13 protein-coding genes are annotated in these 11,727 nt (G+C 73.5%); 8 read left to right on the forward strand and 5 right to left on the reverse strand.

The annotated features are described in order from the left end of the window. Positions 1–11 precede the first annotated feature (11 nt). The 3 genes from GA0070622_RS17815 to GA0070622_RS17825 all read left to right on the forward strand — a co-directional run bounded on the left by GA0070622_RS17815 (position 12) and on the right by GA0070622_RS17825 (position 3,532). Positions 12–1,076 carry an ABC transporter ATP-binding protein gene (locus GA0070622_RS17815; protein ID WP_091574344.1) on the forward strand — a complete coding sequence of 355 codons (1,065 nt, stop codon included), beginning with the start codon at positions 12–14 and terminating at the stop codon, positions 1,074–1,076. Continuing rightward, positions 1,073–2,086: an ABC transporter ATP-binding protein gene (locus GA0070622_RS17820; RefSeq protein ID WP_091574345.1), complete on the forward strand. Its 1,014-nt coding sequence runs from the start codon at positions 1,073–1,075 to the stop codon at positions 2,084–2,086. Before GA0070622_RS17815 ends, GA0070622_RS17820 begins: the two co-directional genes overlap by 4 nt. Before the next feature lie 153 nt (positions 2,087–2,239). Beyond that, positions 2,240–3,532, forward strand: coding sequence for a GAF domain-containing protein (locus GA0070622_RS17825; RefSeq protein WP_091574346.1), 1,293 nt, complete (start codon positions 2,240–2,242; stop codon positions 3,530–3,532). 5 nt (positions 3,533–3,537) lie between these two features. On the opposite strand, the gene heR is transcribed toward GA0070622_RS17825, so the two are convergent. After that, positions 3,538–4,305, reverse strand: coding sequence for a heliorhodopsin HeR (gene heR / locus GA0070622_RS17830; RefSeq protein ID WP_091574347.1), 768 nt, complete (start codon positions 4,303–4,305; stop codon positions 3,538–3,540). A 118-nt stretch (positions 4,306–4,423) separates the two neighbouring features. Here heR and GA0070622_RS17835 point away from each other — a divergent pair, with 118 nt between their 5' ends. Then, positions 4,424–5,842 carry an RtcB family protein gene (locus tag GA0070622_RS17835; RefSeq protein WP_091574348.1) on the forward strand — a complete coding sequence of 473 codons (1,419 nt, stop codon included), beginning with the start codon at positions 4,424–4,426 and terminating at the stop codon, positions 5,840–5,842. A gap of 6 nt (positions 5,843–5,848) precedes the next feature. Here the strand turns inward: GA0070622_RS17835 and GA0070622_RS17840 are convergent, their stop codons facing one another. Further along, positions 5,849–6,277, reverse strand: coding sequence for an archease (locus GA0070622_RS17840; RefSeq protein ID WP_091574349.1), 429 nt, complete (start codon positions 6,275–6,277; stop codon positions 5,849–5,851). Between the two features lie 69 nt (positions 6,278–6,346). Here GA0070622_RS17840 and GA0070622_RS17845 point away from each other — a divergent pair, with 69 nt between their 5' ends. Further along, on the forward strand, positions 6,347–6,706 hold the full coding sequence (locus GA0070622_RS17845) for a hypothetical protein (protein WP_091574350.1): 360 nt from the start codon (positions 6,347–6,349) through the stop codon (positions 6,704–6,706). 146 nt (positions 6,707–6,852) lie between these two features. On the opposite strand, the gene GA0070622_RS17850 is transcribed toward GA0070622_RS17845, so the two are convergent. Next, positions 6,853–7,464, reverse strand: coding sequence for a LysE family translocator (locus tag GA0070622_RS17850; RefSeq protein ID WP_091574351.1), 612 nt, complete (start codon positions 7,462–7,464; stop codon positions 6,853–6,855). A gap of 29 nt (positions 7,465–7,493) precedes the next feature. Here GA0070622_RS17850 and pdxR point away from each other — a divergent pair, with 29 nt between their 5' ends. Beyond that, the gene (gene pdxR / locus GA0070622_RS17855; protein ID WP_091574352.1) at positions 7,494–8,960 is read left to right on the forward strand and encodes a MocR-like pyridoxine biosynthesis transcription factor PdxR; all 1,467 of its coding nucleotides are present in this window, start codon (positions 7,494–7,496) and stop codon (positions 8,958–8,960) included. 95 nt (positions 8,961–9,055) lie between these two features. Here pdxR and GA0070622_RS17860 read toward each other — a convergent pair whose 3' ends face one another. Next, the gene (locus GA0070622_RS17860) at positions 9,056–10,030 is read right to left on the reverse strand and encodes a helix-turn-helix transcriptional regulator (protein WP_091574353.1); all 975 of its coding nucleotides are present in this window, start codon (positions 10,028–10,030) and stop codon (positions 9,056–9,058) included. Between the two features lie 43 nt (positions 10,031–10,073). Here GA0070622_RS17860 and GA0070622_RS17865 point away from each other — a divergent pair, with 43 nt between their 5' ends. Further along, complete coding sequence (locus GA0070622_RS17865; RefSeq protein ID WP_091574354.1) at positions 10,074–10,550, forward strand: hypothetical protein; 477 nt, start codon at positions 10,074–10,076, stop codon at positions 10,548–10,550. Then, a complete protein-coding gene (locus GA0070622_RS17870) occupies positions 10,550–11,005 on the forward strand; it encodes a hypothetical protein (protein ID WP_091574355.1) in 456 nt (151 codons plus the stop codon). Before GA0070622_RS17865 ends, GA0070622_RS17870 begins: the two co-directional genes overlap by 1 nt. Here GA0070622_RS17870 and GA0070622_RS17875 read toward each other — a convergent pair. Beyond that, positions 10,980–11,657, reverse strand: coding sequence for a TetR/AcrR family transcriptional regulator (locus tag GA0070622_RS17875; RefSeq protein WP_091574356.1), 678 nt, complete (start codon positions 11,655–11,657; stop codon positions 10,980–10,982). The two genes, GA0070622_RS17870 and GA0070622_RS17875, sit on opposite strands and share 26 nt — an antisense overlap. Between the last annotated feature and the right edge of the window lie 70 nt (positions 11,658–11,727).

Genomic DNA, 11,727 nt, shown 5'->3' on the forward strand with positions numbered 1-11,727 from the left:
GAGGGTTCGACATGGTGGAGTTTCCGGCGCCGCGACGCGGCGAGGATCCGTACCTGCGGGTCCGGGATCTGCGGGTGCGGTTCGACACCGAGGACGGTGTGGTCCGGGCTGTGGACGGGGTGTCGTTCGCCGTGGAGCGGGGTCGCACGCTCGGGATCGTGGGCGAGTCCGGTTCCGGTAAGAGCGTGACGTCGTTGGCGATTCTGGGTCTGCACAACTCCAGGCGGGCGTCCATCTCGGGGGAGATCTCGGTGGGTGGGCGTCAGTTGGTGGGTCTGCCGGAGGAGGAGGTGCGGCGGCTGCGGGGTCGGGACATGGCGATGATCTTCCAGGATCCGTTGTCGGCGTTGCATCCGTACTACACGGTCGGGAAGCAGATCGCCGAGGCGTACCGGGTGCACCACCCGAAGGCCGGTAGGCGGGAGGCGCGTGCGCGGGCGGTGGACATGTTGGGCCGGGTGGGGATTCCGCAGCCGGCGCGGCGGTTCGAGCAGTATCCGCACGAGTTCTCCGGTGGTATGCGGCAGCGGGCGATGATCGCGATGGCGTTGGTCAACGACCCGGATCTGGTGATCGCCGACGAGCCGACGACGGCGTTGGATGTGACGGTGCAGGCGCAGATCCTGGACCTGCTCAATGATCTTCAGGAGGAGTTCCGTTCGGCGATCATCCTGATCACCCACGATCTGGGTGTGGTGGGTCAGGTGGCCGATGACGTGCTTGTCATGTACGGCGGTCGGGCGGTGGAGCACGGCAGTGTGGAGCAGGTGTTGCGGCGGCCGCAGCACCCGTACACGTGGGGGTTGTTGTCGAGCGTGCCGTCGTTGCACGGTGACGCGGACGCGGACCTGGTGCCGATCCCCGGCAACCCGCCGTCGTTGATCAACCTGCCGCCGGGCTGTGCGTTCCATCCCCGTTGCCGCTATGCCGACGTCAACGGCGACCGCTCCCGCACCGAGGTCCCCGAACTGCGGGCGGCCGGCGAGACGGGACACCTGGTCGCCTGTCATCTGTCGGCGGCGGAGCGGACCCGGATCTATCAGCAGGACATCGCCCAGGTGGGAGTGGCCCGATGAGCGTCGAGACCGAGCCGCTGCTGTCGGTGCGAGGGCTGACCAAGCACTTCCCGGTGCGCGAGGGCTTCCGCGCCCGGGGCGCCGTGCGGGCGGTCGACGGTCTGGACTTCGACGTCCGCCCCGGCGAGACGTTGGGTCTGGTCGGCGAGTCGGGGTGTGGGAAGACCACGACCGGGCGGATGCTGGTGCGACTGCTGGAACCCACCGCCGGCAGCATCACCTTCGCCGGGCGGGACATCACCCACGCCCGCCGGGGCGCGTTGCGGCCGCTGCGCCAGGACCTGCAGATCATCTTCCAGGACCCGTACGCGTCGTTGAACCCCCGCCACACCGTCGGGCGGATCGTGGCCATGCCCCTGCAGGTCAACAACATCACCCCACCCGGCGGCGTCAAGAAACGCGTGCAGGAACTGCTGGAACTGGTCGGACTCAACCCCGAGCACTACAACCGCTACCCGCACGAGTTCTCCGGCGGACAACGCCAACGCATCGGCATCGCCCGCGCCCTGGCCCTCAAACCCAAACTCATCGTCGCCGACGAACCCGTGAGCGCCCTCGACGTGTCCATCCAGGCCCAGGTCATCAACCTCCTGCGCGACCTGCAACGCGACCTCGACCTGGCGTTCGTGTTCATCGCCCACGACCTGGCCGTGGTCCGGCACTTCTGCCACCGCGTCGCCGTCATGTACCTCGGCACCATCGTCGAGATCGGCGACCGCGACACCATCTACACCCGCCCCCAACACCCCTACACCCGCGCCCTGCTCTCGGCCATCCCCGACGTCACCACCCTCGGCCCCGCCGGCCGCATCCGCCTCACCGGCGACGTCCCCACCCCCCTGGCCCCACCCAGCGGCTGCCGCTTCCGCACCCGCTGCTGGAAAGCCACCGACCGCTGCGCCACCGAAACACCCGCCCTGACCACCCGCGACGGCGGCACCCAACTCACCGCCTGCCACCACCCGGAGAGCGGAACACCGCTCGACGCGGCGGAGGCCGGACGCACCTGACCCGGGCCGGGAGGCGACCGCGGTCGGGCGAGGCTCACGGCGGGGCGCGGACCGGCGGTCGGGTGGCCTCCCCGACTTCCCCGTACGCTGGCGACCGTCACCACGGTGAGCCGTCCCCGGTTCGACCCGGCCGTACTGAGAGGGAACCACAGCATGACGGCGGTACCAGGCCAGCGACCCGCTCCAGCGACTCGACCGAACGCGGGCCATGCCGCGGAGGACGATCTGCGGCAGCTGTTCGGGCAGTCCATCGCCGTCTTCGCCGCGCTTGCCGGACCCACGCACGTGGTGGAGGCAGCGAATCCGGCGTTCCTCGCCACCATCGGTGAGGAGCGGGCGCGCACCGGGGTGGCCATCGCCGAGTTGATGCCCGAGTTGGCGGAACAGGGCTTCCTCGCGCTGTTGGACGAGGTCTACCGCACGGGAGAGCTTTACACCGGTCGGGACGCCCGGGTGGTGCTCGGCGCCGGCGCACAGGCGCGGGAGGCATTCTTCGACTTCACCTACGAGCCGCGTCACGACGCCGACGGCGCCGTGACCGGGATCCGGGTGATCGGCGTGGAGACCACCCAGGTCAAGCACGCCCAGCGGCTGATGGCCGAGCACCGTGCCCTGCTGGAGCAGATTGCCCGCCAGGCGCCCCTGCCCGAGGTGCTCGACGGCATGGCCCGCTGCATCGAGAACCTGGCCCCGCAGGAGGTGCTCGTCTCCGTTCTGCTCGCCGACCCCGACGGCCGGCACCTGCGCCACGGCGCCGCGCCGAGCCTGCCCGACTTCTACAACCAGGCCATCGACGGGATCGCCACCGGCGAGGGCGTGGGCTCCTGCGGCACGGCCGCCCACCGGCGCGAACCGGTCATCGTCACCGACATCGCCGCCGATCCGTTCTGGGACGACTTCCGCGGGCTCGCCGAGCGGGCCGGGCTGGCCGCCTGCTGGTCGACACCGATCCTGGCGCGCGACGGCAGCCTGCTGGGCACCTTCGCCATCTACCACCGCACGCCGCGGATCCCGAAGGACACGGATCTCGCCCTGATCCAGGTCTTCACCGGCACCGCGGCCCTGGCCATCGAACGCCACCACATCGAACAGGCGAAGGTGGCCGCCGAGGCCCGCGCCAGAGCCGCCCACGACCAGCTGGCCGAGGCGGTGCGCGCGGAGCGGGAACTGCGCGGCGAGGCCGAGCGGCGCGCCGCCACCGCCGCGGAACTCGCGGCCCGAATGCGTGCCGCCGCCGCCGCGCAGGCCGCCCGGCCACGCCCCGAGCGTTGCCAGCTCGGCGGGGACCCGGGATGCACCGCCGCGGCCGAGATCAAGGTCGCCGATTCGTGGGGCGACTCGGCGTGGGGCTGCCCGATCCACGTCGAGGAGGCGATTCTCCACGTCCGGTCGGTGTTCATCGCCAGCGAGGAACTCGGCGGCCTCGCCGGCTACCTCAACCGCTGACGACCTCAGCCGCGGAGCACGTTGGCGTAGATGAGCCAGGCCAGCGCGGACTTGGCCGCCAGGCTGAGCACGAGGTACGAGACCTCGCCGTAGCGGTAGTCCCGCCACCGGCCGCGCCGGGTGTACTGCAGCGCCATGTTGACCGCGAAGGTCGCGAAGAGCAGGAACTGCACGATGATGATCGCCCACACGAAACCGGGAATCTCCGGCGGCTGGGCGACGTAGACGGCGATCGCGAGCCAGGGCGCCGCGCCGACCAGCGAACCGAACCAGAACGCGCTCCAGTCGGCACGGCCCGGTGTCTGCTGCCGCTCCATCAGGAGACCGAACAGGATCATCGCGGTGTTCGCGGCGAAGATCCCGATCACCGCCGCGAGATCACGGATCCCGACGAACAGACCGATCAGCACGATCATGATCGACGCGCTGACCGAGTACTCGATCCATCGCGCGTAGTTGGCCCGCCGATCCAGGTTGCGCTCGTACCAGCGGTGCACGCGTGGGGCGGCGGTCACGACGTGGTCGACCGCGGCGAGCAGCAGGAACACCGCCACCGCCGGCCCGACGGCGATCCGGAAGGCCACGTCCGGGACGGTGGCGTCCCGCAGGGTCACCGGGTCCGCCGTCAGGTACGACGCGGTCACCGGCAGGGACAGGTCGTTGCTGGCCGCCCACATCCAGGCACCTTCGGCGGCCAGCAGCGCACCGACCAGCACGTTGACGACACGCAACCGCCGGTAGCGGTTCCCGCCCGCCTCGGCGTGATGCCCCATGGGCGTCACCTTAGGCAGCCCGGGTGGCCACCAACCCGCATTCCGCTCGGGCCGGTCACCCGGAAGAGGTGACGCGAACCCGCGTGTAGCGGTCCGGGGGGCGGGTAGCCGGCCCACCATGGACCTGGTCGAGGAGTCGCCGTACCGGTTCCGGATCGACCGGCGCGAGGAGATGCGGGTCCCGGGCGTGGTGTACGCCTCGCCCGCGCTGCTGCCCGACGCCGGGTCGGACCGGTCCCTGGAGCAGGTCGCGAACGTGGCCACGCTGCCCGGCATCGTCGGCGCCTCGTACGCCATGCCGGACGTGCACTGGGGCTACGGTTTCCCCATTGGCGGGGTGGCGGCCACCGACGTGGCGGCCGGTGGTGTGGTCTCGCCCGGCGGCGTCGGCTTCGACATCTCCTGCGGGGTGCGGCTGCTCACCGCGGACCTGGACCGGGCGGCCCTGCGCCCCCGGCTGGCCGCGCTCATGGACGGACTCGGGGAGTCCACCCCGCGCGGCATGGGCCGCGGCGCGGTGTGGCACCTGGGCGACCGGGCCGAGCTGGACGCGGTGCTGCGCGGCGGCTCCCGGTACGCGGTCGAGCGTGGCTTCGGCGTGCCCCGGGACCTGGACCGCTGCGAGGACCGGGGCGCGGTCGCCGACGCCGACCCCGCGCGGGTGAGCACGCGGGCGGTCGAGCGCGGCGCCGGCCAGGTCGGCAGCCTCGGCTCGGGCAACCACTTCCTGGAGGTGCAGGCCGTCGAGGAGGTCTACGACGAGCCGGTCGCCGCCGCGTTCGGGCTGCGCGCCGGGCAGGTGTGCGTGATGATCCACTGTGGTTCGCGCGGGCTGGGCCACCAGATCTGCACCGACCACGTGCGGGCCATGGAAGGCGTGATGCCGGGGTACGGCATCGACGTGCCGGACCGGCAGCTGGCCTGCGCGCCGGTCACCTCGCCCGAGGGGCGCGCGTACCTGGGGGCGATGGCGGCGGCGGCCAACTACGCCCGGGCCAACCGGCAGCTGCTGGCCCACGCCGCGCGCCAGGTCTTCGCCCGGGTCGTCGGCTGCGACCTCGACCTGGTGTACGACGTGTCGCACAACCTCGCCAAGATCGAGGAGCACCGGGTGGACGGGACGTCGCGCCGGCTCTGCGTACACCGCAAGGGTGCCACCCGGGCCCTGCCGCCCGGCCATCCCGACCTGCCCGATGATCTGCGTCCGGTGGGCCAGCCGGTGCTCATCCCGGGCTCGATGGGCACCGCCTCGTACGTCCTCACCGGCGTGCCGGACGCGCCGGCCTGGGCCTCGACCTGCCACGGCGCGGGCCGCGTCCGCAGCCGCACCCAGGCCAGCCGGGCGGTACGCGGGCACGACCCGCGGCGCGAGCTGGCGGCGCGGGACGTCGAGGTGCGCGGAGCGTCCCGGCGCGGCCTGGCCGAGGAGATGCCGGAGGCGTACAAGGACGTGGCCGCCGTGGTGGCCGTGGCCGAGGGCGCCGGCCTGTGCGCGAAGGTGGCCCGGCTGGTCCCGCTCGGCGTGGTCAAGGGCTGAGCGGGCTCACACGTCCAGCGTCACCGCGCACTCCCAGCCGCCCGGCGCCGGCCCGAACCGCAGCTCGTGCAGCGACACCGCCTTCGGCACGGCGCCGACCAACTCGACCGCGTCCGTGCCGGTGGTGCGCCACCGCACCGTGAGGCCGCCGTCGGCGGCCGGGTGGACCTCCGTGCCGAGCGGCAGTTCGCCCTCGGTCTCCATCCGGAAGATCACCTCGTCGAGGACGCCGACCAGCAGGTCACCGTCGTGGGCCGGCGGCACCCGGAACTCCGAGGACCCGGTCGCCGTCGCCGAGGCGGTGTCCACGAACGTGTCGACGAGCGCCGCCACCGCCTCGGCCACGCAGCCCTCCCGATCCGGCGCCCACGCCTCGATCCGGACGTCGGCGGTGTGCGGCACGCAGCGGTGTCCCCGGGCCGGTCGGTGCGCCATGTCCCGATCATCGCGCCCCCGGGCGGAGGCGGCCGGGGTTTCGTCGTACCGGGCGGTTAGGGTGCGCCCGTGATCGCCGACGACTCCGATGCCGTGACCGTGGTCTTCCTGCGCATGATGCGCGCCGAGCTGCGGGCCGAGCGGGTGGGGGAGGACTCCCTCGGCCGCACCGTCGAGCTGGCGCGACGGTGGTGGGGCACCGCCGACGCGCGACTGGCCGACGCGCTGCGCGAGCTGCACGCCGAGCCGGTCGACGACACCGACCCGTCCGCGTCGGCCGCCGCCGGCCCGCTCACCCCGCCCGATCCGCGCGGCGCCGCGCTGGCCCGCTTCGCCGCCAACGCCCGCCGGCTGCGCACCGGCGAGATCAGCCCGGCCGAGTTCGACGAGATCATGGGCGCCGACGACCCGGACCGGCCGGCGACCTGACCCGCTGCTCCCCAACCGCGCCGTTGCCACCCTCGCCCATCCATCTGTCGATCATGAAGTTGACCGCGTCGAATCAGGCAATTCGCGCCGTCAACTTCATGATCGACCTGTGAAGGGCAGGGCCGGACGGGCGGCGTGGAGGCGTTTTAGCGTGCGGTGAGGGCCAGGCCGAGACCCAGCGCGAGGAAGCTGCCCGCGAAGCCGTGTCGCAGCAGCGCGGTGAGCCGAGGTCGGGACAGCACACGCCGGCGCAGCGCGCCGGCCAGGAGCGCGTACCCGGCGAAGACCACCAGCGTGACCAGCATGAACACCAGGCCGCAGAGCAGCATGCGGGCGGGGGCGGCGGGGGCGTCCGGGGGCACGAACTGGGGCAGGAACGCCACGAAGAAGACCGTGACCTTCGGGTTCAGCAGGTTCAGCAGGACCCCGTCACGGAACACGGTCGCCGCCGGGCGGGGCGCCCGCTCACCGTCCACCACCAGCGGTCCGCGTTCGCGCAGCGCCGACCAGGCCATCCAGAGCAGGTATGCCACCCCCAGCCAGGTCACCACCCGGAACGCCGGGGTGCCGGCGCGCAGCAGGGCGGCCAGACCGGTCACCGCGGCGATCAGGTGCGGGACGAGGCTGAGCGTGCAGCCGGCGGCGGCGACGAGACCGGCCCGGCGTCCGGCGGCGACCGCGGAGGCGATCGTGTGCACCACCCCGGTTCCGGGGGTGATCACCACGACCAGCGTGGTCAGCAGAAAGGCGATACTCATGCCGTCCAGCCTGCGGCCATAATGGCCCCATGGGCAGGGCCAAAGACACCACGTCGGAGGGGTCCATAACGGCCGGTGCCGACTTCCTTCAGCTGGACATCGGCCAGGCGCCGCCGGGCGGCCGAGCGGACTGGCTGGCCGCCCGGCTGCGGGCCGCCATCGCCGACGGCCGGGTGCCGGTGGGCGCACGGCTGCCGGCCACCCGGGTGCTCGCCGGTGAGCTGGGCGTCTCCCGGGGCGTGGTCACCGAGGCCTACCAGCGGTTGGGCGAGGACGGCCACGTGGCCGGCCGGGGCCGGGCCGGGACGGTCGTGGTGGCCACCCCGGCCGCCGTGGTGGGCCGGCCGCCCACGCCGCGCCGCCCGCCGCAGGTGTTCACCGGCCGGCCGGGCGTCGAAGTGTTCGACGCGCTGCGGGCGGCGCCGGCGGAGGTGGACCTGACGCCCGGCGTACCGGACCTGGCGGCCTTCCCCCGCGCGGCCTGGCTGCGCGCCGAGCGGACCGTGCTGGACCGGCTGACGCCCGCCGCCCTCGGCTATGGTGACCCGACCGGCACGCCGGCGCTGCGGCTCGCGGTCGCCAACTGGCTGGCCCGCAACCGGGGCATCCGGGTCGACCCGGCCGAGGTGGTGGTCGTCGCCGGGGTGTCGCAGGCGCTCGGGCTGCTCGCCCAGGTGCTGCACGCCCACGACGTGCACACGGTCGCGGTGGAGGATCCCGGGTCGCTCGGCGTCCGGCAGCACCTGGCCAACTGGGGGCTGGCGATCCCCCCGGTGCCGGTGGACGACCAGGGCCTGCGGGTCGACCTGCTGGCGGCCACCGGGGCCCCGGCCGTGCTGCTGACGCCGGCGCACCAGTTCCCGACCGGGGTGGTGCTCGACGGCGAGCGGCGTCGCCGGCTGCTGGCCTGGGCCCGCGACGGCGGCCTGGTGGTGGAGGACGACTACGACGCCGAGCACCGCTACGACCGACCGCCGGTGCCGGCGTTGCGCGGCATGCTGCCGGACCGGGTCTGCTACACCGGCAGCGTCTCGAAGCTGCTGGCGCCGGCGCTGCGGATCGGTTGGATGCTGGTGCCGCCCCGGCTGCACGCCGACGTGGTGGCGGCCAAGCGGATGGCGGATCTCGGCAACGCCGCGCTGCCGCAGCTCGTGCTGGCCGAGCTGATGGAGTCGGGTGCGATGGAGCGGCACCTGCGGATGCTGCGGCACCGGCACGTGCGCCGCCGCGACGCGATGATCCGGGCGGTCCGGGCCCACCTGCCCGGCGCGGTGGTGCACGGCGCCGCCGCCGGCCTGCATCTGCTGGTCACACTGCCCGACGCGGTGGACGACGTCGCGTTGGCGGCCGAGGCGTTGCGCCGGGGCGTCAAGGTGCAGCCGCTGTCCTGGCACGGCCAGCGTCCGCAGCCGCCCGGCCTGGTCCTCGGCTACGCCGCCACCGCCCCCTCGGAGATCGACCGCGCCGTGGCCACCCTGGCCCACTGCCTCCCCTGACCACCCTCGCCCGTCGATCAAGGAGTTTGCGTCGAGTTCAGGCGCCCGAGAAGACGCAAACTCCTTGATCGACGAGGGCTGGGGAGGGGGCGGGGTCAGGGTGAGGGGTAGAGGGCGGTCAGGGCGGCTGCGGTTTCGGTCAGGCGGCGGCGCAGCGGCTCGGGGGAGAGGACCTCCACCTCGGCGCCGAGGCGGAGCAGGTCGCCGTGCGCGTGGGTCAGCGACTCGATGGGAATCACCGCCCGCACCCAACCCGCCTCGTCGGGCGGGCCGGCGCTCGCCTCGGCCGCGGCGACCACCACGTCGCTGCCGACCTCACGCAGCCGCGCGAACCCGCGTGGCGAGAGCCGCACGGCGGCCTCGTCCCGGTGCAGGCCGGCCCGGAACGCGACCACGTGCGCCCGCCACCAGCCCGGCAGGTCGAACTCGGGCCGGTCGAACGGTTCGTCGAGCGGGGTGAGGTCGAGGATCTGGTTGACCCGGTAGGTGGCCGGCTCGGCCCGGTCCGGCCGGGCCGCGACCACGTACCAGCGGCCGCCCTTGAGCACCAGGCCGTACGGTTCGAGCACCCGCGTCACCTCGCCCCGCCAACCGCGGTAACGCACCCGGATCCGGTGCTCCCGCCACACCGCCTCGGCGGCCTCGGCCAGGTGCGGCGAGGGGTCACCGTCGGAGTACCAGCCCGGCGTGTCCAGGTGGAACCGCTGCTCCAGCCGCGCGGCCCGGTCGGCCAGCGGGGTCGGGAGCGCGGCACGCACCTTGAGCTGCACGGCGGCCACGACCGACTGGTAGCCCAACTCGGCGGCCGGACCGGGGAGCCCGGCGAAGAGCAGCCGGTCGGCCTCCTCGGCGGTCAGGCCGGTCAGCCGGGTCCGCCAGCCCTCCACCAACCGGTAGCCGCCGGCGTGCCCGGCCTCGCCGTACACCGGGATGCCGGCGGCGTGCAGCGCCTCGACGTCCCGGTAGATCGTGCGGACCGACACCTCCAGTCGGGCGGCCAGGTCGGCGGCGGTGAGCCGGCCGTGCGCCTGCAGGAGCAGCAGGATGGACAGGAGTCGACTGGCCCGCATCCACTGACACTAGCTGTCAGGGGAGTGGTCGTACCGTCCGGCCATGGCTTTCCACGACAAGGAGCTGACCGTGCCGGGAACCGTCGAGGTCGCCGGCCGGCACGTCAAGCGCTACCACATCGACCAGCCGGACCGCCGGCTCGAGGCGCGGGTGGTCGACGCCGCCTACGCGTACCTGCCGTCCCTGCTGCCCGCGCCGGACCCCACCACCCCGCCGGCGAGCTGGGTGGTGCTGCACCGGGGCGCGGACACCGGCGCGTACCTGCTGGCGTACAGCTGGTTCTTCGACAACGTCGTCCAGTGCCGCATCGCGATCGCCGGGCAGCCCGCGCTGGACTGCCCGGACGACGACCCGGCGCACTTCGTCGACCTGGACCGGCCCGGCGTGGGCTGCGTCTGGGAACTGGGCGTGCTGGAGCACGAGCGGACCGCCTGGATCCGGCACGTGCTCGCACCGGACACACCCGACCTGGCCGGCTACCTGGCCGACGCGCGCGTCGAGGGGCCGGTGGGACGCTGATGGGCGACTTCGACTTCTTCGTCGGCACCTGGGACGTGACCAACCGGCGGCTGCGGGAGCGCCACGTCGGCGGCGACGACTGGGACGAGTTCCCCGGCACCAGCGAGGCACGCTCGTTCTTCGACGGCGCCGGCAGCTTCGACGAGATCCGCTTCCCGACCCAGGGCTTCTCGGGCTCCACCGTGCGGCTGCTCGACCCGGCGACCGGGCTGTGGTCGATCTGGTGGATGAACAGCCGGCGCGGGGTGCTGGAGCAGCCGCCGGTGGTGGGCCGGTTCACCGACGGCGTCGGCACGTTCTACGCCGACGACAGCGACGAGGGGCGGCCGGTGCGCTGCCGGTTCCTCTGGTCGGCGATCACGCCGACCTCCTGCCGTTGGGAGCAGGCGTTCTCCACCGACGGCGAGCGCACCTGGGAGACCAACTGGATCATGGAGTTTCGGCGGGCGGCCTGACCGGTGGCGTGGTGGTCCGGTAGATCGCGGTCAGCCAGACGTCCAGCAGCACGTCGACCACGTCCCGCTCGGCCACGGCCGGGCCGTCGCCGGCGAAGGTCGCGTACCAGACCCGTTCGTTCATCGAGTTGAGCGCGATGGCGAGGTCCCGGGCGGGCAACCCGTCCGGGGCCGCGCCGCGCGCGCGTTCCACCTCGATCGCGGCCTGCACCGCGCGCACCCAGCGTTCCAGGACCTCGGCCCAGAGCCGCCGCACCTCGGCGTTGGTGCCGCGCACCTGGGCGCAGGCCAGCACCACGTCCCGGTGGCCGCCGAAGGCGGCGTGGAACCGGGCGATCAGCTCCCGCCAGCGGGCGCGCGGGTCCTCGGCGAGGCGGTCGAGCACGTCGCCGGCGGCGGCGTTCGCCTCCTCGGTCACCCGGTCGAGCAGGGTGAGCAGCACCGCGTCCTTCGACGGGAAGTAGAAGTAGAACGTGGGGCGGGAGATGCCGGCGCCCCGGGCCAGGTCGTCGATGGAGATGTCGCCGAACGGGCGCTCGCGCAGCAGCCGCTCGGCGGTGGCCAGGATCGCCGTCTCCCGGTCGTCACCGGTGGACCGGCCGGCCCGCCGCCCGCGCGGTACGGCCCCGGTCGGCGTGCGCGCACTGGTCATGTCGGCCGATGCTACACCCGCTCGACACCCTGTCGAATCAACTCGACAGGGTGTTGACTGGCCTCGACGC

It is taken from the genome of Micromonospora sediminicola (genome assembly GCF_900089585.1).
Lineage (GTDB): Bacteria > Actinomycetota > Actinomycetes > Mycobacteriales > Micromonosporaceae > Micromonospora > Micromonospora sediminicola.